23 protein-coding genes are annotated in these 17,432 nt (G+C 65.3%); 5 read left to right on the top strand and 18 right to left on the bottom strand.

Translation table 11 applies throughout. From position 1 onward, the window contains the following. Window positions 1–24 precede the first annotated feature (24 nt). The 12 genes from HNR60_RS04260 to HNR60_RS04205 form a co-directional block, all read right to left on the bottom strand. The gene (locus HNR60_RS04260) at window positions 25–1,764 is read right to left on the bottom strand and encodes a relaxase/mobilization nuclease domain-containing protein (protein ID WP_184254650.1); all 1,740 of its coding nucleotides are present in this window, start codon (window positions 1,762–1,764) and stop codon (window positions 25–27) included. Between the two features lie 354 nt (window positions 1,765–2,118). After that, complete coding sequence (locus tag HNR60_RS04255; protein ID WP_184254648.1) at window positions 2,119–2,835, bottom strand: lytic transglycosylase domain-containing protein; 717 nt, start codon at window positions 2,833–2,835, stop codon at window positions 2,119–2,121. A gap of 4 nt (window positions 2,836–2,839) precedes the next feature. Then, the gene (locus HNR60_RS04250) at window positions 2,840–3,175 is read right to left on the bottom strand and encodes a DUF736 domain-containing protein (protein ID WP_184254646.1); all 336 of its coding nucleotides are present in this window, start codon (window positions 3,173–3,175) and stop codon (window positions 2,840–2,842) included. A 35-nt stretch (window positions 3,176–3,210) separates the two neighbouring features. Beyond that, the gene (locus tag HNR60_RS04245; RefSeq protein WP_184254644.1) at window positions 3,211–3,756 is read right to left on the bottom strand and encodes a S26 family signal peptidase; all 546 of its coding nucleotides are present in this window, start codon (window positions 3,754–3,756) and stop codon (window positions 3,211–3,213) included. Next, window positions 3,753–4,268, bottom strand: coding sequence for a DUF2840 domain-containing protein (locus tag HNR60_RS04240; protein ID WP_184254642.1), 516 nt, complete (start codon window positions 4,266–4,268; stop codon window positions 3,753–3,755). Before HNR60_RS04240 ends, HNR60_RS04245 begins: the two co-directional genes overlap by 4 nt. After that, complete coding sequence (locus tag HNR60_RS04235) at window positions 4,265–4,519, bottom strand: hypothetical protein (protein ID WP_184254640.1); 255 nt, start codon at window positions 4,517–4,519, stop codon at window positions 4,265–4,267. Before HNR60_RS04235 ends, HNR60_RS04240 begins: the two co-directional genes overlap by 4 nt. Next, the gene (parA, locus tag HNR60_RS04230) at window positions 4,516–5,154 is read right to left on the bottom strand and encodes a ParA family partition ATPase (RefSeq protein WP_184254638.1); all 639 of its coding nucleotides are present in this window, start codon (window positions 5,152–5,154) and stop codon (window positions 4,516–4,518) included. Before parA ends, HNR60_RS04235 begins: the two co-directional genes overlap by 4 nt. After that, complete coding sequence (locus HNR60_RS04225; protein ID WP_184254636.1) at window positions 5,151–6,266, bottom strand: replication initiator protein A; 1,116 nt, start codon at window positions 6,264–6,266, stop codon at window positions 5,151–5,153. Before HNR60_RS04225 ends, parA begins: the two co-directional genes overlap by 4 nt. 14 nt (window positions 6,267–6,280) lie before the next feature. Next, on the bottom strand, window positions 6,281–6,532 hold the full coding sequence (locus tag HNR60_RS04220) for a helix-turn-helix transcriptional regulator (protein WP_184254634.1): 252 nt from the start codon (window positions 6,530–6,532) through the stop codon (window positions 6,281–6,283). A 204-nt stretch (window positions 6,533–6,736) separates the two neighbouring features. Continuing rightward, window positions 6,737–7,372 (bottom strand): DUF2285 domain-containing protein, encoded by a 636-nt coding sequence (locus tag HNR60_RS04215; RefSeq protein WP_184254632.1) that lies wholly within the window; start codon window positions 7,370–7,372, stop codon window positions 6,737–6,739. Then, a complete protein-coding gene (locus tag HNR60_RS04210) occupies window positions 7,314–7,523 on the bottom strand; it encodes a transcriptional regulator domain-containing protein (protein WP_184254630.1) in 210 nt (69 codons plus the stop codon). The genes HNR60_RS04215 and HNR60_RS04210 overlap by 59 nt, the downstream gene beginning before the upstream one ends. Window positions 7,524–7,644: 121 nt before the next feature. Further along, the gene (locus HNR60_RS04205) at window positions 7,645–7,908 is read right to left on the bottom strand and encodes a DNA -binding domain-containing protein (RefSeq protein ID WP_184254629.1); all 264 of its coding nucleotides are present in this window, start codon (window positions 7,906–7,908) and stop codon (window positions 7,645–7,647) included. A gap of 227 nt (window positions 7,909–8,135) precedes the next feature. On the opposite strand from HNR60_RS04205, the gene HNR60_RS04200 reads away from it, so the two are divergent. Beyond that, window positions 8,136–8,381 (top strand): helix-turn-helix domain-containing protein, encoded by a 246-nt coding sequence (locus HNR60_RS04200; protein WP_184254627.1) that lies wholly within the window; start codon window positions 8,136–8,138, stop codon window positions 8,379–8,381. A gap of 19 nt (window positions 8,382–8,400) precedes the next feature. On the opposite strand, the gene HNR60_RS04195 is transcribed toward HNR60_RS04200, so the two are convergent. The 3 genes from HNR60_RS04195 to HNR60_RS04185 all read right to left on the bottom strand — a co-directional run bounded on the left by HNR60_RS04195 (window position 8,401) and on the right by HNR60_RS04185 (window position 10,110). Further along, complete coding sequence (locus HNR60_RS04195) at window positions 8,401–8,613, bottom strand: helix-turn-helix domain-containing protein (protein WP_067732649.1); 213 nt, start codon at window positions 8,611–8,613, stop codon at window positions 8,401–8,403. A 137-nt stretch (window positions 8,614–8,750) separates the two neighbouring features. Then, window positions 8,751–9,077, bottom strand: coding sequence for a DUF736 domain-containing protein (locus tag HNR60_RS04190; protein ID WP_184254624.1), 327 nt, complete (start codon window positions 9,075–9,077; stop codon window positions 8,751–8,753). A gap of 592 nt (window positions 9,078–9,669) precedes the next feature. Then, complete coding sequence (locus HNR60_RS04185) at window positions 9,670–10,110, bottom strand: hypothetical protein (RefSeq protein ID WP_184254622.1); 441 nt, start codon at window positions 10,108–10,110, stop codon at window positions 9,670–9,672. 207 nt (window positions 10,111–10,317) lie between these two features. Between HNR60_RS04185 and HNR60_RS04180 the strand changes: the two genes are divergently transcribed. Genes HNR60_RS04180 through HNR60_RS04165 form a run of 4 tightly spaced genes read left to right on the top strand, consistent with a single transcriptional unit; the run spans window position 10,318 to window position 12,830 of the window. Then, window positions 10,318–11,118 (top strand): hypothetical protein, encoded by an 801-nt coding sequence (locus HNR60_RS04180; protein ID WP_184254620.1) that lies wholly within the window; start codon window positions 10,318–10,320, stop codon window positions 11,116–11,118. Further along, window positions 11,115–11,999, top strand: a complete 885-nt coding sequence (locus tag HNR60_RS04175) for a hypothetical protein (RefSeq protein ID WP_210313236.1) — start codon at window positions 11,115–11,117, stop codon at window positions 11,997–11,999. The genes HNR60_RS04180 and HNR60_RS04175 overlap by 4 nt, the downstream gene beginning before the upstream one ends. Continuing rightward, entirely contained in the window at window positions 11,975–12,223 is a 249-nt protein-coding gene (locus HNR60_RS04170; RefSeq protein ID WP_184254616.1) for a hypothetical protein, read from the top strand. The genes HNR60_RS04175 and HNR60_RS04170 overlap by 25 nt, the downstream gene beginning before the upstream one ends. After that, window positions 12,213–12,830 (top strand): hypothetical protein, encoded by a 618-nt coding sequence (locus HNR60_RS04165; protein ID WP_184254614.1) that lies wholly within the window; start codon window positions 12,213–12,215, stop codon window positions 12,828–12,830. Before HNR60_RS04170 ends, HNR60_RS04165 begins: the two co-directional genes overlap by 11 nt. 50 nt (window positions 12,831–12,880) lie before the next feature. Here HNR60_RS04165 and HNR60_RS04160 read toward each other — a convergent pair whose 3' ends face one another. The 3 genes from HNR60_RS04160 to HNR60_RS04150 all read right to left on the bottom strand — a co-directional run bounded on the left by HNR60_RS04160 (window position 12,881) and on the right by HNR60_RS04150 (window position 17,341). After that, window positions 12,881–13,810 (bottom strand): DUF2493 domain-containing protein, encoded by a 930-nt coding sequence (locus HNR60_RS04160; RefSeq protein WP_184254612.1) that lies wholly within the window; start codon window positions 13,808–13,810, stop codon window positions 12,881–12,883. A gap of 329 nt (window positions 13,811–14,139) precedes the next feature. Then, the gene (locus tag HNR60_RS04155) at window positions 14,140–15,192 is read right to left on the bottom strand and encodes a DUF7146 domain-containing protein (protein ID WP_184254611.1); all 1,053 of its coding nucleotides are present in this window, start codon (window positions 15,190–15,192) and stop codon (window positions 14,140–14,142) included. Window positions 15,193–15,250: 58 nt separating this feature from the next. Next, a complete protein-coding gene (locus HNR60_RS04150; RefSeq protein WP_184254609.1) occupies window positions 15,251–17,341 on the bottom strand; it encodes a ParB/RepB/Spo0J family partition protein in 2,091 nt (696 codons plus the stop codon). Window positions 17,342–17,432 lie beyond the last annotated feature (91 nt).

Genomic DNA, 17,432 nt, shown 5'->3' with positions numbered 1-17,432 from the left:
GAGGTCGATGATTGGAAGGCTCGTTCACAGCCCGAGCCCCCGGTTGCGGCCGAAGCCCCAGTCGATCCCGCCATCTGCGCGCGTGACGCCGGAAACGTGGCGGCCGAGCTGCTTTTCGAGGGAGGGCGTCCAGGGCACGAGCTGGAAGCCAAGGCCGTCGTCGATCATGGCGAAGCGGCCGGAGGCGAGCGCGAAGCGTTGCCGATAGGTCCCGGCGACATACTCGCCGGTCGCCGCGCCGTTGAACGGCTGGCCGGTTTCGGCGGCGAGCCGCTCGCCCAACGCCTCCACCTCCCGCCGTCGAAGCGTTCCGACCAGGCCGGAGGCGAACACGATTCCCCGCGCCTGTCGCTCGGCGAGACCCTGCTCGACAAGCTGGTCTGCTCGCCGGTCCATCGCTTCGCGAACCTCGGCGCCGAAGCCAGCTTGGCCGAGCGCCACCGGATCACGCGCGACCGCCTGCCGGTCGAGCCAGGTGGCCCCGCTGGCCGTCACCTGGTCTTCGATGGCGAGGTCGGAGCGCACCGCAATGGCGGCGCGCCGGCGGCCTTGCGCGTCGTCGAACTTGCGCAGCTCGACGAGCGAGCCTGGTGCGCTGTCGCCGGCGGCGTCGAGATCGGGAAGCTTGATGTGGTGGGTCCGCCCGTCGACACCGTCGACGACAGCGTAGGCCGTGCCCTTCAGCTCATCGTCGAGGCCGCGATCGACCAGGCGGCCGATGATCGGGACATCCAGACTCTCGCCAGCGAGCACATAGCTCGCCGCGGCCCGCTCAATGCCGCGCTCGGTCAGGCCGCGGTGGATGCGCTTGATGATGTCGCCGCGCTCGCCGAGTTCGCGCAGCGTCGTCTCTGCGGCCGCGTCCATGGTCCACTGGCCGGGGCCGATCTGATGCGTGAGGCCGAGGCTCTCCAGATGCCGCAGCCGTCCGACCTTCAGACTATGGAATTCGTCGGGCTGCTGAGCGCCGCCGGGAGCCAGGTCGATGACGCCATGACGATCGGCATCGCGAACCAGTTGCCGATCGAGCTGGGTCCAGCGCTCGGCGTCGACCTGGCGCTCAAGTGCGCGGCGGATGTGGAGATCGCTGCGCAGTCCCAGCTCTTGCGTGACCAGATCCTGGGCGCGGGCGCGCATCCCTTCCTTGATGTAGTCCCGCGAGATGACGAGGTCCTGGCCGTCGTCGGCGACGCCGCGCACGATGATGTGGACGTGCGGGTGCTGCGTATTCCAGTGATCGACGGCGACCCAGTCGAGCTTGGTCCCCAGATCCTTCTCCATCTCGCCGACCAGCTCGCGGGCGAAGCCCTTGAGGTCGGCCATCTCCGGCGCGTCCCCAGGCGAGACGATGAAACGGAAGTGATGCCGGTCCTTCTCGCACCGCTCCGCGAACGCCTTGGGGTCAGCGTCCTCGGTCTCCGGTCCGAACAGCCTGGCCTTCTCCCCGTCCCGGGTGACGCCCTCGCGCCGGAGGTAGCTGAGATGGGCGCCGAGCGGCGCGGACCGCGCGGTGTGACGGACCACGCGCGTCTTGACCGTCACCAGTCGCGAGCGGCCGGTCAGCAGGCGGTTCGCCCGCACGCTGGCGACGCGGCCGCGGCCGAAGGTCGAGCGGCTGCCGCTCCTCAGGAGACCTTGGCGCGAGACGCCGCCACCGGCGCGCTGGGCCGCCGCGAGCGCTTGGGCGATGAAGGGCTTCGCGCGCTGGCTACGGGTCGAGCGGATGCGGCCCGGGCGAGGCTGGAATTCGCGCTCGTCAGCCATCGCCGGCTCCGGCAATGTGCGGAAAAGTTAGCTCCGGCAAAGCATTGTGGGTCCAGCGCACCTTGCGCCCGAGGAGCGCACATTGCCGGAACGTCGAAATATCCCAATAAAAACAACCGACCGACCGAGCCGCACCTTGCGGCCTTTTATCTCGCCCTCGGTCGGTTGGTTTCTGCGTTCCTCCCCTGCCTGCCCTTCCTTCTTCCCGGAAGAACGCTGTGCCGCGCCTGCCTACGAAATCGTACCCGAGAGCTTCGATGAAGCACCTGGAGGCGTCGAAGACCGTCGGGTCGCCAGGGAAAGCGCGAGCTGACCGAGGCGATGTAGCGGCACGTCGACGGGAGAGCGGCGCGATCACGGCTTCGGCCCCGCTGCGGAAACGTGGACGAACAGCCCATCGGATTGCGGTGCGATGGCCGACAGGTCGCGCACCGCGACGGCAGGCGGCGAGTCGCTCGACGGCGGTTTGGCTGTCGCGCGATCGACAGGTTCAGCGCTTGCCGATCGCACGATGAAAAGCGGCGCCTGGGTCCAGGACGACGGATCGGAGGCCGCCACGAGGACAGGCCCATCGGTCGCGCCGTCCCCGACAAAAGGGACAAGCGCCGCGACGTAAGCGACGGTTTCAGGTGGCAGCGGACGATGCCGATCGCGATAATCTTCGTATCGCCCAGGCCCGGCATTATACGCCGCGAGGAATCCTGGCGATCCGTAGCGGTCGTGCATCTCGCGCAGGAAAGCCGCGCCCGCCAGGATGTTGTCGTGCGGGTCGAACGCGTCGCGCCCGAGGCCGTAGCGAGCGCGTAGCGCTGCCCATGTCTCGGGCATGAGCTGCATCAGCCCCATCGCGCCCTTGGGTGAGATGGCGCGCCGATCGCCACGGCTCTCGATCCGCATGATCGCCCGAATCCATGCCGCCGGGATGCCGAAGCGTTGCGCGGCTTCGGCAACGAGAGCGGCGTAGGAATCGCTCGAAGCCTGCACCGCGATGGGCGTCGCCTGAGCGTGAACGGCGACGACGGGCATGCCGAACGCCGTCAAGCTGGCGAGCAGAAGAAGCTCGCGCCGCATGTGATCAGCCCCGATCGCCGCGCTTCGGCGGACGGTTCCAGTTCAGCACCCAGGCCGACTTGTCATCGCCCGACTGGAAGAGGTTCGCGCGAATCGGCTGCGACAACGCCGGATCGTCAATGACGAGCGAGACGTACTCGCCCGCCTTCTCGCCGGTGCGCTTCCAGCCCGCGCCGATCTCCGGGCCGTCGCCATCGCCAAGGTGGATGCGGTAGTCCGGCGCGTTCTCGGCATCGGAGGATTCGGCCGGAACGAGGGAAAGGTCACGGTAGAAGAAGAGCGTCTGGATGCGCCCGGTGAAGCCGGACTTGTCTCGGGTGAACTGACCAATCTGCGCCATGGGAAACCTCCGTTGTTGGCGGGTTGAGAAGCGGGTCAATCGGTGGTGGCACGCCATACGAAGCGGCCGTCACCGGCCTCGTCGGTCCACAAGGGGACCGCGCGGGCGACGATCGCGGTGGTGGGAAGCGGGCCGAAATAGCGTCCGTCCAAGCTGTCCGGGACGGTCGGGTTCATGAGGAAGACTTCGGTGGGGCCGAGCGTGTGGCAGCCGTTCCAGCGCGGCAGCGGGCGGCCAAGGTGATCGCGCTCACGCGCCGCGCCGACATCCACGTGATCGACCGTGATGGAGTCGCCTGCGCGGCACACGGTCTGCCCAGGCAGCGCCATCACATGCTTCAGCAGCGGCACGCCCTTGGGCAGGAAGCCGCCATCGGCGAGGTAGCTGGCGATCGGTTCGGGCGGCCGCACGGCGACCAGTTCGAGCACGTGGAGCTGTCCGGCTGGGCGGAGCGCATAAAACCCGGTCGGCGTGCTCGCCGTGGCGTTCCAGATCAGACGCGGCGCCGGATGGACGAAAGCCAAGCCGATGAAGACGAGCATGGCGAAATACGTCGTCATGACGTAGCCGAAGCGGGTCATAGCGTGACGCTCCTGCGCTTGAGCCAGGCGGCGTGCTGATCGCGCGTGTAGGAGCGCGGCTCATGGCCGGCGGCGAGACGGTTGTGGAGGTGGCGCCAGTATTCCGGCGCGGCGTCGGCGGGATCGATGTCGAGCGCCTCGACGGCGTCGATCGCCTGCAGCACGCGCTCGACCTTCGGCCAGCTATCGACCCGCAGCAGGATCTCGCCGCCGGGACGCACGTAGGGCAGCGTCTGGAAGCGTGCGCCAGGCTCGACCGCGCGCACGATGTCCATGCGCGAGATGACCGTGCCGAAGTCGTTCGACGCCCAGCGCACGAACGCGAAGATGCTGCCTGGCTTGAAGCTCGAGATGCTGCGGCGGCGATCAAGGATCTTCTCCTCGGCGCGGCGGCCGAAGCGCAGCCATTGCTCGATCTTCTTCTCGATCCAGGTCAGCTCGACATGGGTGAGTGCGACGGTGCGCCGATGCGACGGCGGCACGACGCGGGGCGACGGCTCATTGTCGTTCATGAGCTCTCTCCGGGATCGGCGGGGAATTCGCGCGCGAAGAGGTCGCGCAGCATGTCGGCGACGGTGATCCCGCGCTGGAACGCGGCGACCTTGATGCGGCCGCGCAGCGCCGGCGTGACGTCGATCGTCAACCGCGCGGTGAAGGCAGGCGCCTCCTCGCCGTGCCGGCTTGGCGCTTCCGGGGTCTTGATCCAGCTCTCGGCGTCGCCGGGCCGGGCGGCGAAGCCGCGTCGGGTGGCGCGCTCGCTCATAGCGCGATCCTCGCGACTTCGGCGGCGAGCGCGGCGATCTCGCGCGCCGCGGCGCTCTGCTCGGCCAGCTCGAACACGAGGCGGCCGGACTGTGCGGCGTCGGCAAAGATAACGCGCTGGCCGATGGTGCTGGAGAGCACCGGCGGATCGTGATCGGCGAGCGTTTCGGCCGTCTCGCGAGCGATGATCGTGCGGGCCGCGCAGCGGTTCAGCACGAAGCGCGCCGCGATCTGCGGGCGATAGATTCGCGCTTCGCGCAGCAGCTCCAGCATCTCGGCCGAGGCCCAGCCGTCGAAGGGCGACGGCTGTACCGGGATCAGCACGAGGTCGGCGGCTAAGAGCGCCGAGCGCATCAGCCCCGCGACGCGCGGCGGTCCGTCGATGACGACATGATCGGCGGTGAGCGCGATCTCGGGCGCCTCGCGATGGAGCGTGTCTCGCGCGAGGCCGACGACGCCGAATAGCCGCGAGACGTTCTCCCGCGCCCGCTGCTGCGACCAATCGAGCGCCGAGCCTTGGGGGTCGGCATCGATCAGGGTGACGCGCTTGCCGTGCAGCGCCAGCTCGCCGGCGAGATGAAGCGCAAGCGTTGTCTTGCCGACTCCGCCCTTCTGGTTGAGCAGAGCGACGATCATCTCTTCCCTCCCGGCTTGCGGCCGAAGGGCAGCGACGGCTGTCGTGCCGGTGGTTCGGAGGTCTGCGCAGCGGGGGTGGCGCGCTTATCCGCAGATGGAACGGGCCAACTACAAGAGTTAGATTCTGAGTTAGACTCTAAGTTAAGGCCCGGAATCGCAGTTTCCGGCCAAAGCGTTAGCTGCGGTTCGTGCGTGCGAAGTCCCGATAGGACTGCGTGCGGAGTCCCGATACCGTTTGCGTGCGAAGTCCCGAGCGTTTCCACAGCGCCATCCACAGGGACTGTGGACAAGTGGGCCGGCAGGACGCGCAGCAGCTCGCGGCGGCCCTGCCACTCGATGCGTAGGCGATAGCCGGGCAGCGGCTGGCGCGCGGCGATGCGCCGGATCTGGAGCGCGAAATCGGAGACGCGCACCAGGCTTCCGGACTTCTCGTGGAGATGGGGGATCTCGAATAGCCAACCCTTTGGCTGGCGGCCGGCGTGCTTGCGAGCGACGCGATACAGCCAGCGCTCGATGCCGCCGGTCAGCCGGAAGTAGGCGGGATCGATAGCGAGAACGAGCGAGCGGTCGATGACGCCGCGGTAGAACCAATCGGGGAGGACGAACTCCATGCCCTCGACGCGGCCGTCGCGCGTCGTGCATTCCTCCCACTCGTTGATCCAGGAGAACTGATGACGCCGCCAATGTTCGCCGTTGCGGATCGTTGTCCGGATGACGGTCGACTGCAGGCGGGCAAGCGCGCCCTTCAGGAGCTTGTAATCGCGGGAGCCGGTTTGCCGGCCGATCGCGGTCAGGAGCTGGTAGGGTGTGAAGCGGAGGAAACGCGAGGTCTTGAACCCAAGGTTCTCGGCCTCGACGATCTGGCTTGCGGCCCAGATCAGCACGTCGGCGTCCCAAATGGTCGCCATGCCGTGCTCGGGCACGGCGTAGACTTCCACGCGAACATCGCCGGCTTCGTAGTGGATCGGCGCGGTGCGCCTGGCCTTGGCGAGGGAGAAGAACGGCCGCTCCATCAAGTCGCGCTGGTCGCGCGGACTTGCGTCGCCGGTGGCGACGATGAACGGATCGAGCTTGCTCCGTTCGCTGGCTGTGATGAGGCGGCGCGATGACATCGACGAGCGCCGCTTCAACGATGCGCGTGGCCGGCGGCGCGGGCCTCGACGTATCGGGGATCGGATGTCGAGTTGCACGCGGCCTGGTCGGCCCAAGCTTCGAGGTCGTCGATCGCGTAGACGACACGCCCGCCGAGCTTGCGGAAGGTCGGGCCGCTACCGTGGCAGCGGTATTTCTCCAGCGTCCGCGGCGAGATGCCGAGGATGCGCGCCGCTTCATGTGTGCGGACGTAACGCGTGGCGAGTTGCGCGGCCCTGTCGGGCATGATGTGCCTCCGTCTTGCCTCGAAGCGCCGCGGCCAAGTCGCGGCATGTCGGGGTCACGGTGGCGGAGAGTTCAGGCGTTGGGGGTGGACGAAGATTTTCGAGGGGGTGTGTCCCCCCTATCGCGATATTGAGCGTAAGGGGGCGCGCCTTGCGCCTAATCCTGCGCAAGCGGGCGTAGCGTGTGGGAGGGATCGGCGGACGTATCAGCCGCCGCGCAGGAGCTTGAGATAGCCGCGCTCGACGAGAGCGATCGAGTCGTGAATGAGACGGTTGGCGGTGCGCCGGGCGTGTGAATCCTTCCACTCCACTGATGGAAATCGTGCGTGCTCGGAGCGGAGGATGATTTCGGCGACATCGCGTGGGCCGCCCCCAAGTTCATGGATGTCGAAGGCGTGCAGAAGTTGGACGAGCCGGCGCTTCTGCTGGGGCGTTAGGCGAAGCGCGGCGGGGAGAAGTTTGATGCGCTGGCCACGAAGACGGCGCACGAAGCGCAGTGCGACATCAAGCCGGAGTTCAAATGAGATGTCGGGCGGCAGTAGAATGGCTGGGCGCGTGCTGATCTGTTCGCCGGGCAAACGAACGTGGAGTTCGCCGGAGCCGTCGACGACAACAAGTTCACGGCCCTCGTCGTCTACGTCATCGGCGACAACTGATCCTAGCTGCGCGGGATCAAGCGACGTGAGTTGGTCGAACCCGCCCGGCGCTGTTTCGAGGATCAGCGTGCCGGGCGATAGTTCGGGCAGCCAGGTGACTGGGGCGGGCCCAACGGGAAGGCTCGGGTCATGGGCGAAAGCGCAACCCCCATCGTCGAGCGAGACTGACGCGGGCGGTCTCGGCATCGACGGAAGCGTGTGCGATCTGGCGTTGTGTACGGGCGAAGTCGCGGCGGTAGTGGGTGTTGCGGCGCAGGAATTCGACGGCGAAGCCGGGGCGCTCAAGGCGGTTCAGGCGATCAATCGTCTCCGGCGAGCGCCAATACTCCGTGGGCATGGCGTTTCCTCTCGTTTTGTCCCTCCAGGGGGCTTCGACGATCCGGAAAACTCGTCGGCAAAAGTAGTCCTTAAGGTTGCATCGCGTGTGGCTGCGAGCCGTGGGAGTGCGGGGTGCCGGTTCACTGCATCCGGGGTTCAAGCAAGTGCCGATAGCCCGTCTCAGTCATCCAGCGGGCCCGCGCCAGATGGCTGTCATGCACCGTTTTGGCACGGGCGGGGTCCTGGGCCGGATTGAGGCCGAAGATCACCTGGACGACTTCGCGCCAGTCAGCGCCCTCTTCGTCGGCCATCAGCAATCGAAGATAGATCGCCAGATGTTGCTCGTCATAGGCGTTTAAGCGGTCGGTGTGCGGCGGCCGGTCCTGAAAGGGCACCTGAGTCATTGCGATCTACCCCCGTGAGATCAAAGCAATGCGTTAGCCATTCATTTACCGCGAATTTTTGCAAGATTTGCGCCGCGAATACTTACGCCGCGATGCTTGGCGCGCATCACGTTGCTCGCGGAAATGGCAAACTGAGGCCTCCGCAGCGTCGATGAAAAGCAAAGGCATGTACGAATCGGAACGATCATTCCTGGAACGATAGTTCCTATATCGGCTCCTTCATCGCCATGGATCTTAAGGAGGTCATGGCGATCAATCTGCGTCGGTTGCGTCATGCGAAAGGGATGACGCAAGAGGAATTGGCCGAAAGGGCCGGGTTGAGCGCCCGGTACGTCGGAGGGATCGAACGCGCCGACGTCTCGGCGAGCGTGACGGTGCTCGGCCGGATCGCGGAGGCGCTCGAGGTGGAAGCAACCGAACTGGTGCGCGTCGTGCCCGTGAAGGCTCGAAAAAAGGCGGCGGTCGAGCCTTAGTTTCTGTGAAGACTGCGGTTCACGTCTCGCGCCGGAAGAATTCGACGGGGTCCGCTTCAAGGACCTCGGCGAGCTTTTCCAGCATGTCGACGGTCGCGGAGTGCTGTTCGCGCTCCAGCATACCAACATAGTTGCGATTGATGCCCGCACGGTCGGCAAGCTCCTCCTGCGACATGCTTTTGGCATGTCTCAGTCTTCGCAGATTCGTGGCGACGATCTCCCGCAAGCTCATGCGGTGAGATCGCCGTGCCACCTAATATACTGCCACCTAGTAAACTAGGTATTCCGCCCGTTCAAGGTTGGCGGTCGCTCTTGGAGCATAAGGCGATGCCCCGCCCGGACCAGCCGGACGGGGCATTGTAGGCGGGGTCAGTCGCTCCGGCGGCCGTTGGGGCGGGACCAGATCAGGCTGTAGCCTTCGCCCTCTTCGTCGTCGACGAGATTGGCGAAGATCGGGGCGGTGAAGCTCGGATCGTCGAGCTTGAGGGCCAGATAGTCGCGGCCCTCGTTAGAGCGCTTGGCCCAGGCGGCGCCGATCTCGACTCGGCCGACATAGACGCGGTGGCTGGGGCTGTTGTCGCCGGAGCGGGTGGTTTCGGGGACGATCCGGACGTTCTTGGCCTGGACCGAGAGGGTGACGATTTCGCCGGTGAATTCGTTCGAGCCGGTCTTCTTGAAGGTGCCGATGGTCGCCATGGTAGTTCTCCTTGATCTCTGTTTCCGAGCCCGCACCATTGCGGCCTCGATGGTGATCGAAGGGCCGGAGGCGATCGACGGCGCACCCCGAAGGGGCTCGACAGCAAAGGAGGGACTTTCTTGTTTCGCGAGGAATGACGGCGCAGCCGGCAGGGGAAGAAAGTTTTGACGCCGCTGTTGCGCCATAGGCGGTCGAGGCTTTAGCCGGCCTTCGGCCAGATCAGTCCATCGAAGAGGCCGTTCGGTGCGCTCGGCCTGACAGAGCTGACATCAAGGGGAACTTGGCGACTTTCGAGTCACCGCGGAGGCTGGCCAGTGAATTCGGCGGCCATGCGGGACCTGTCCTGGCCACCAAGGGTCTGCTGCTTCCGACACCAAGCTCCGGTTGCACGCCCCGTCACGCGCTTCGTTGGCCGTATGCGTGAGACCTCGCCACCTGGGCCAAGTCCTTCAGCGACCCGCCACGACTCCCGGTACTCGGCGATGATCCGGTGAGCCTCGACGCCAAGCCGCTCTCACTTCGTGTTCGACGACGGGGAAAGCGCGCGCATACGGAAGCCTGATCCAGCCCCGTCCTGTCGACGTGACGGTGTCAGCCCCGCGCCAAGCCCTGTCCGGCTGGTCCGGGCGCGGCCATTCCTGTGAAGCGAACGAACGCCGTGACGCTGACGGCGATTGCGCCGACAACGGCGAAGATGGTCTGCCATGTTGGCGAAGGCATCGCCATCTGCGCGATTCCGTGCGTCGCGCTGTAACCGGCGACGGTCGCGGGCGCGACGTAGAGCAGGATTATCAGGAGTCGAAGCCACGCCCACGGCACGAAGGCGAGCGCGAGCTGGCCAATGCCAAAGGTCACGCCGCCCGCCACGAGGCCCATGGCGATTCCACCGAGCGCACCGGCCCCGGTGTGGAGGGCCCATAGGCCGATCGTCAGACCGACGAAGAACGGCAGCGCGAAGACAGCAAGGGTGAACAGCAGCCAGCAGAAGAAGCCGATGCCGACGATGACAAGCAGAGGTCCAAAGGTGATCATGGCGCTGTACTCCGTGAGATAAAGGTCTGACGGTCGCGCCTTCCACCACCACCACGGCGCGGGTATGAGTATAGCCGCAAACAGGCGCCAGCGGGAGCAGAAATCCCGCCACGGTCGACCGCCTTCATGGTTAAAAGGGGTCGAATTCGTGAACAATGGCGGCCGGATCGCTGTCATACTCACTGGACGGAGTGATAAGATCTACTCATGCGCGAAGAACCTGACATCATCGGAGCTTTTTATGAGCGTGTGAGGCGGCACGTCGCCGATGCGTTGCGCCAATACCAGGACGAACAAAAGGCCGTGTCGCACGAGATGGCGGCGAAGGGGCTCGGGAACAGCGGGCCGCATTTGCGGCGACGCGTAGGGGTCCTACGGAAGTGGATGGTGGCGCTCACGGATCAATGCTTTGAGGACGTGATGCGGTTGCCCGGGACACAGTCAATGCACCGCATGGTGCACGCGGACTTTCTTGCGGATCAGCTGGGCGCGTTCCTCACACAGGCGGAGGGCGATGTCCTGATCTTCGATCCTGGTCCTGCCGCGTCCAATGCGATCAAACAGGAAATCCGACCGATCCGCGAAGGGCTAGAGCATGACCTTCGCGACTTCCAAGCCCAGCTATGGCGTCCGCGTTCTCAAGGAAAGGCTGCGTCAGAGACGAACAACACGGTCAACCTTCACGGCTCAAACGTGGGCTCAATTCAACAAGCCGGTGAAGGTGCGACACAGACGGCTACGGTGCACTTGAACGTGGGCGCGGTGCAGACGGCGCTCGATGAATTCGCGGCCGCGCTGGACGCCTCTAGTGTCTCAGACGAAGTCCGAAGCGCCGCCATGATCGAAGTCGAAACGATCCGGCCTCAACTCAAGAAGCCCGCGCCCAACGTCTCTATCGTCCGCGAAGGACTCCATACGCTTCGCAACATCGTTGAGGGCGTGGCGGCCGGCTTGCTGACAACGAAGCTCGCGGCGCTCTTACTGGCGGCTGGGATTGCGATCTCTTGACGATGTCGAGCGAACCAGACTTTAGCAGGCGATTTCTACATGGCTCGGTTGAGCCTCACGCCGCGATGCTGAACGCACCGGAGCCGAGCCAGCTTCTCTACAAGATCATGCGGCCCGAAGACCTGATCAGGTCCATGGCATTCGGCTATCTCCACTTCAACCGCGTTGATTGCTATCGCGACTTCAAAGACGCGGACTTGCACGACGGCGAGCAATTGCCGGGCGACGTGCGAGGCAACACAGCGACTAAGTTTGAGAAGGCCGAGCACTTCTCCGCAGCCGATTATTACGTCCGGTCGAGATCGCGGACCTATGCGTGCTGCTTCTCGCTCGACAATTCCGAACACATCTGGCGCGAATACGCAGACGGAAGCGCCAACGGCAAAATCGGGCTCGAATTCGAGTTCGGTAAGCTCCGCGCGCGGCTGAACGAGACGCTGCACCCGGACAAGTGCATGCTCCAGGCTGACGGGAAGCCGTGCATTCAAATCTTCTCTGTCAATTACGGCATGGTCGATTACGTCGATTGGGAAACATATCGCGCAAACACGGAGCATCTTCCAAATCCCATCCGCTACACCTACCTCAAAGACGCCTGCTATGCGCCAGAGCGCGAGTTGCGGGTGTCTCTGTCCGCGCTCGGCATGGGCGAGTTTGCTTTTGCGGATGGCTCGACAATGGCGTTCAGCGACAGCCTTCAAGCGCAGTTCGATTTCCGCTCGGCGTTTGCGGATGGCACGATCAAGCAAATTCTCATAGCGCCAGGTTCTAATCTCGATTTCTTGCGCGTGGAGTTTGGGAAGCTCGGGATCGCAGCGATTGAAGGACCGTGCGTCAGAGACGGGGATCCCGCGCCATGCGCGCTAAGACGCACTACCTGACCGAGGGCGGCGAGATTAAGCGGCATGCCAACACAGCGCGATTCATCGGGGTCTATGCCTCGCGTCCCGGCGTTGATGATGTGGCGGCGCAATTGCACGGGGACGGGCGCGAGCGAGCCGTGATCGGCGTAGTGTTCAACTCGGACGCGGCCATCGAGGTGCTACAGAGCGATACGCGAGGTCCACGCTACGGCGAGATACCCGAGACGAAGAATGACGGCTAGACCTTCCGCACTGGCATTTCTGAAAGCGTTCTGGGCCGATTGGGGCGAACGCATGAGCGGACCCGCTAGTGTGCCGCTTATGATAGCCGCGCTATTCATCCCCGATCGTTATGTCGCCATAGGCACCGGCGTTCTTGGTATCGCGTGCGGTATCTTCGCGGCTTATCGCGTATGGTCGAATGAGCGGAACCGCGTCTTGGACCTCGAAAAGATCAGCCGCGTTGATCTCCAGCGCATGCTCAACGGCATGTTTATGGGCAATACGTTCATGCTGGGCGGAGAAATCAATCTCTGTAAGCAATACAAGGGCAAGTTCGCGCTCGACCAGCTTTGTGTGAACTATGACCGTGTTGAAGCGCGAGCGCCGGGCGGCGCGGTCGCGCGCATCCGGTTCAAGCTCAACGCACGTCGCGAATGGTCGGCCAAGGCCCATGTGATCGTGCGCGACGGACTCGGACAGGTCGAGCGCGTCGAGAATATCTATGAGCCTATGTCTATCTTGCTTGGCGACAACGGCGAGTTCTTCGTGAAGCTCGAGCGGGATGAAAGCGTCGTATTCGAGGACGGCACCGAGCTTTGGGTTGATCTTGAGACGTGGACGAAGTGACGGAGGGCCGCAAGGCGCTGCTCACTTATTGCAATGGCATCTGGCGGCGCTCACGCGCCGCCGAACTTCCAGACCGGGATGCCGAGCTTCTTCGCCTTGTCGGCGAGGTTGTCCTGGATGCCGGTGCCGGGGAAGTGCATCACCCCGATCGGCAGGGTCTCCACCATGGCGTCGTTACGCCTAAACGGCGCGGCCTTGGCGTGTTTCGTCCAGTCCGGCTTGAAGGCGATCTGTGGAACGTTGCGGTTGTCTGCCCATTTGGCAGCGATCAGCTCGGCGCCCTTCGGCGAGCCGCCGTGCAACAGCACCATGTCGGGGTGCTTGCCGTGGACCTGGTCGAGCTTGGCCCAGATCAGCCGATGGTCGTTGAAGTCGAGACCGCCGGTCAGCGCCACCTTCGGCCCCGCCGGCAGGAGCACCTGGTTGTCGGCGCGCTTCTTCGCCGCCAGGAAGTCGCGGCTGTCGATCATCGCGGAGGTCAGGTTGCGATGGTTGACCTTCGACCCGTTGCGCGGCCGCCAGGCTGAATGGGTGTGGTGCTCGAAGTGGTCGGCGGCCTGGTCGCGCATCAACTCGAAGGCGTTGCGGCGTTCGATTAGCGTCTGACCTTCCGCCGTCAGTCGTTCCAGCTCGACGGATTTGACCTCGCTGCCGTCCTGTTCCCGTTGCAAGCGCTGCTGGGCCAACTCGTTGTCGTCGAGTTCGCGTTCGATCCGTTCGATGGCCCGATGGAAGACGTTCACCGTCGACCAGAGCAGGTCCTCGAGGTCGGGTTCGAGGCGTGTGTCTGAAAACGCCACCACGAGGGCGTCGAAGATGTCGGAGATGCTGCCCGCGAGGATGTTCGCTTCTGGAAGCGGCCTAGGATCGGGCTCGTCGTTGAAGGGGCGGTAGCCATAGAGCTGGAGTTCGTGGAGGACCTCGTCGGTCGGGGATGAGCTGTGGTGCGGCTCGAATTCGTCGTCATGGTCGGTGGTCATCGCAGCTTTCCTCGTCGGATCGGCCGCGCCCATCGCGGCCTTCATGGCGACGAAGGCGGCGGGCGGAACGGACCTGCACCCGCAGCGCAGCGAAGGGCCGGAGCCTCGGCGGAGGGCCGAAGGGGGCCGACTATTTTGGCTCGCGATGTAAAGGCGGCCTCGGCCGCCGACGGAAAATAGTCGGCCCACAAGGTTGCCGGTCCGGGCCGCTTGCTGCCCGATCGCCCTCTCAGAAGGCCGTGGGAGCGGCCCTCTCCGACGCTGAGGGAAAGCATGGCCGCCGACCCTGTGGCGACGATGCCGGCGAACCGCCCTTCATCCCGTTCCGGCTATGCCGCCAGTTCCATGAAGCGGGCGACGTCCTGCGTCGCGATCTGCACCCGGCTCGCGGCCCGAAGCGCGTCGATTCCGAGCAGGCGGAGATCCTCATTGAAGTCGGCAAGCCGTGGCGAGATCACGATCGGCTCGATCCCGGCCTCCTGCGCTCGCTCGATCAACGTCGCCATCGCGCCGTCGCCGGCGGGATCGTCGTCGCGGGCGATGTAGAGTCGCCGCAGCGTGTCCGGGAACAGGATGGCGGAGAGGTGCGCCGCCGATAGGGCTGCCACCATCGGCAAGGTCGGCAAGGCGCATCGGAGCGACAGCATGGTCTCGATGCCCTCGCCGGCCGCCATGACCTCGCCGCACACGCCAAATCGAACGGCATGACCGAGAAGGTCGCCCATCGCCCGTCGCGGCGTGTCGATCGGCGCCTTGCCGAGCGTCGCCTCGCTGAAACCGCCTGGATCGAGCCAGGTGCGGTGCGCCCCGGTCAGATGTCCTGTGAGATCGGTGACGGCGGCGATCATCGCTGGCCAGGTCTCGGTCGGGCTGTGATCGTCCGGCCGATAGTAGCAGTGCGGGTGGAAGCGCAGGCTTCCGGTTCCGTGCAAAGGCGTAATGTCGCGATTGCGGAGATACGTTTCTACGAGAGTGCGGTCGATCGGCTGCGACATGGCGAAGAGTCGCCGTGCCGCCTCTGGCGATCCGGTTGGAGCGCTGGGCGTTCGCGATCGGGGACGATCAGGCTGAGGCTCGGGGTGCGGCAGGCTGAGGAATGAACGCGCCTCATCGGCGACGTCCTTGAAGTCGATCAGGCCACAGCTTTCCCGGATCACGTCGAGCAGATCGCCATGCTCGCCGGTGGCGGCGTCGGTCCATTTCCCGGCAGGTCCCTTCGTCGACTCCTTGAGACGCACGAACATCGAGCGGCCCGGCGTGTTGCGGACGTCGCCCACGAGCCAGTAGCCGCCTTCGCGGCGGCCTGATGAGAGGTAATGGCGGCACACGACCTCGGCTTGCTGCCCGAGGCGTTGTGCGAGATCACGCACGGTATCGGCCATGATGGTCCTCGAAAAGAAAAGGCCCGCCGTCTCCGGCGGGCCTCGTTGCGCTGGACAGCTACTCGGCTGCAATCATTGGCTCGCCGGTGTCATCATTCTGAGCGGCGGGCTGGTCTTCGTCTTCCGGCAGTTTTTCGCTAGACTGCTCTGGAGTTTGCTCGATCGCAGATTCCGATGTCTGCTGGTCGCCAGAGGCACGACCCGGCGTGCGAAGCGGCTCGGGCAGCCAACCGGTGTCGGCCAGCAGCGTTTCCGCCTCGGCGGCCATGTCGCCCTTCTTCAGATGCTCGATCCGGTCGGCGGCGCGCTGATCTTTCGCCTGAGTCACCGCCTGCAGGATGCGGGCTTTCGTCACCCGGCCGAGGAAGTTATCCACGGTCGGCTTCCACCCAGCGGCCGCCATGTCGAGGTCGACCGCCTGCGCGAGACGATCGGCATGGGCGAACGCCCGCGGGCGCCGGTTCCAGGGCTCGTACATCGCGTTGACCGAGAGGCTGACGATGTGGGCGAAGAGGCCCGCCTGGCTGTCGCCGTCCCACTCCTGGAGCGCGTCCCAGAGGTCGGCAGACTCCTTAGGAAGCGCCTTTGCCCAGCTCTCGTGCCGAGCCCGGATCGCCTCGGCCGATGCGCTGTCGTTTAATCCCGGCGCCTGCGCGCCGAAGCTGACACTCTTCACCTCCAGTTCGAGGCAGCTATCCGAGCCGTAGTGATAGAAGGTCTTCAGCGTGAGGACATGTAGGGCCGCGAGGAAGGCAACGTCCGGCCGCTCGCCGAGCGCATGGCGCAGGCCGAGCGTGCGGTGCGAGGTCAGCTCCGTCATCAGCCGGTCAGAAATGGGCGACAGGCCCTCATCCTCCTCCGGTTCGGCCTCGGGCGCGGCCGCCATGATGGCTTCGTCGCCCTCGTAGCTGGCCACCATCGCGCGGTCCGCCTCTCCGTCCTCAGCCGAAACGAGCTCCGGCTCGATCGGCAGTTCGTCCTCGGGGCGGACGTAGCCGCGTTCGACACGAAGATGCCCGTCGGCGCCGATACTGACGAAGGCGCCGGCGCGGGCGATCTCAGCAGGGTCGAACACGACAGGCCGGGTTTCGAACCCCTCCAGCGCGGTTTCCAGCTCCGACAGGCGCTCGTCCACCTCGTCCGGCAGCTCGTCTGCGTCCTGATACTCGTCGGACAGCCGGTCGAACTCGGCCTGCAGCGCGTCCCGGGTCGCTTCCTCCTCGGCCGTCAGTGCGACGGTCTCGCCGCGAAGCTGGCGCAGGCCGAAGGTGTGGCCGTAGGCGAAGTCGGGCGCGACCTCGATCCACTTCCAGCCTTCGGCGGCGACCGTCTCGGATTCCGCCCTGAGCTTGTCGGCCACCATCTGGTCGACGAGCGGGACATCCTGCAGCCAGCCGCCATCGTCGCCCTGGAACAGGTCGCGCAGCACCGTACCACCCGCCGCCACATAGGCGTCGATGCCGACGAATTGCGCCCGCTTGTCGGAGGCGCGGACAGCGCCCTCGGTGAGCATGCGGCGGATGACGTAGGGCTGCTTGTCGTAGGAGGCCTTCAGGCGCTCGAAGACCTGCTCCTGGCGTTCGTGATCGCCGGACACGGTGAAGGCCATGAGCTGGTCGAGCGTCATGCCGTCCTCGGCATAGACGTCGAGCAGCGCCGGCGAGACCGATGCCAGCTTCAGGCGCTGCTTCACCACGTTGACCGAGACGAAGAACGCTGCAGCGATCTCCTCCTCGGATTGCCCCTTCTCACGCAGCGCCAGGAAGGCCCGGAACTGGTCGAGAGGGTGCAACGGCGCGCGCTGGACGTTCTCGGCGAGCGAGTCCTCCTCGGCGATGCCGCTCTCGCGGACGATGCACGGCACCGGCGCGGTCTTGGCGAGACGCTTCTGCTTCACGAGCAGCTCCAGCGCCCGGTAGCGCCGGCCGCCGGCCGGGATTTCGAACATGCCGGTCTCAACGCCGGCCTGATCGACGACCGCGCGCACGCTCAGGCCCTGCAGCAGGCCACGGCGAGCGATGTCGTCGGCCAGCTCCTCGACCGAGACACCGGCCTTCACGCGCCGGACGTTCGACTGAGAGAGCAAAAGCTTGTTGAAGGGAATGTCGCGCGAGGGCGAGAGGGTGATCTTCTGAACAGTGGAAGCCATCGGGATATACTCCGCGACGAGCGCCGAAAGCCTCTCTCTCGGCATCAACTCGTCACGAAGCGCAGCGCCGCCCTCTTCCTCTGAAGGGCAG

Origin of the sequence: Rhodopseudomonas rhenobacensis (assembly GCF_014203125.1) — a bacterium.
Taxonomy (GTDB): domain Bacteria; phylum Pseudomonadota; class Alphaproteobacteria; order Rhizobiales; family Xanthobacteraceae; genus Rhodopseudomonas_A; species Rhodopseudomonas_A rhenobacensis.
The sequence above is the reverse complement of the archived record's forward strand: the minus strand, read 5'-3'. Positions and strand labels throughout refer to the sequence as shown.

Excerpts from the sequence above, each read along its gene's own strand:
- HNR60_RS04260 (WP_184254650.1), bottom strand. The coding sequence starts at position 1,764 with ATGGCTGACGAGCGCGAATTCCAGCCTCGCCCGGGCCGCATCCGCTCG.
- HNR60_RS04255 (WP_184254648.1), bottom strand. The coding sequence starts at position 2,835 with ATGCGGCGCGAGCTTCTTCTGCTCGCCAGCTTGACGGCGTTCGGCATG.
- HNR60_RS04250 (WP_184254646.1), bottom strand. The coding sequence starts at position 3,175 with ATGGCGCAGATTGGTCAGTTCACCCGAGACAAGTCCGGCTTCACCGGG.
- HNR60_RS04245 (WP_184254644.1), bottom strand. The coding sequence starts at position 3,756 with ATGACCCGCTTCGGCTACGTCATGACGACGTATTTCGCCATGCTCGTC.
- HNR60_RS04240 (WP_184254642.1), bottom strand. The coding sequence starts at position 4,268 with ATGAACGACAATGAGCCGTCGCCCCGCGTCGTGCCGCCGTCGCATCGG.
- HNR60_RS04235 (WP_184254640.1), bottom strand. The coding sequence starts at position 4,519 with ATGAGCGAGCGCGCCACCCGACGCGGCTTCGCCGCCCGGCCCGGCGAC.
- parA (WP_184254638.1), bottom strand. The coding sequence starts at position 5,154 with ATGATCGTCGCTCTGCTCAACCAGAAGGGCGGAGTCGGCAAGACAACG.
- HNR60_RS04225 (WP_184254636.1), bottom strand. The coding sequence starts at position 6,266 with ATGTCATCGCGCCGCCTCATCACAGCCAGCGAACGGAGCAAGCTCGAT.
- HNR60_RS04220 (WP_184254634.1), bottom strand. The coding sequence starts at position 6,532 with ATGCCCGACAGGGCCGCGCAACTCGCCACGCGTTACGTCCGCACACAT.
- HNR60_RS04215 (WP_184254632.1), bottom strand. The coding sequence starts at position 7,372 with ATGCCGAGACCGCCCGCGTCAGTCTCGCTCGACGATGGGGGTTGCGCT.
- HNR60_RS04210 (WP_184254630.1), bottom strand. The coding sequence starts at position 7,523 with ATGCCCACGGAGTATTGGCGCTCGCCGGAGACGATTGATCGCCTGAAC.
- HNR60_RS04205 (WP_184254629.1), bottom strand. The coding sequence starts at position 7,908 with ATGACTCAGGTGCCCTTTCAGGACCGGCCGCCGCACACCGACCGCTTA.
- HNR60_RS04200 (WP_184254627.1), top strand. The coding sequence starts at position 8,136 with ATGGATCTTAAGGAGGTCATGGCGATCAATCTGCGTCGGTTGCGTCAT.
- HNR60_RS04195 (WP_067732649.1), bottom strand. The coding sequence starts at position 8,613 with ATGAGCTTGCGGGAGATCGTCGCCACGAATCTGCGAAGACTGAGACAT.
- HNR60_RS04190 (WP_184254624.1), bottom strand. The coding sequence starts at position 9,077 with ATGGCGACCATCGGCACCTTCAAGAAGACCGGCTCGAACGAATTCACC.
- HNR60_RS04185 (WP_184254622.1), bottom strand. The coding sequence starts at position 10,110 with ATGATCACCTTTGGACCTCTGCTTGTCATCGTCGGCATCGGCTTCTTC.
- HNR60_RS04180 (WP_184254620.1), top strand. The coding sequence starts at position 10,318 with ATGCGCGAAGAACCTGACATCATCGGAGCTTTTTATGAGCGTGTGAGG.
- HNR60_RS04170 (WP_184254616.1), top strand. The coding sequence starts at position 11,975 with ATGCGCGCTAAGACGCACTACCTGACCGAGGGCGGCGAGATTAAGCGG.
- HNR60_RS04165 (WP_184254614.1), top strand. The coding sequence starts at position 12,213 with ATGACGGCTAGACCTTCCGCACTGGCATTTCTGAAAGCGTTCTGGGCC.
- HNR60_RS04160 (WP_184254612.1), bottom strand. The coding sequence starts at position 13,810 with ATGACCACCGACCATGACGACGAATTCGAGCCGCACCACAGCTCATCC.
- HNR60_RS04155 (WP_184254611.1), bottom strand. The coding sequence starts at position 15,192 with ATGGCCGATACCGTGCGTGATCTCGCACAACGCCTCGGGCAGCAAGCC.
- HNR60_RS04150 (WP_184254609.1), bottom strand. The coding sequence starts at position 17,341 with ATGGCTTCCACTGTTCAGAAGATCACCCTCTCGCCCTCGCGCGACATT.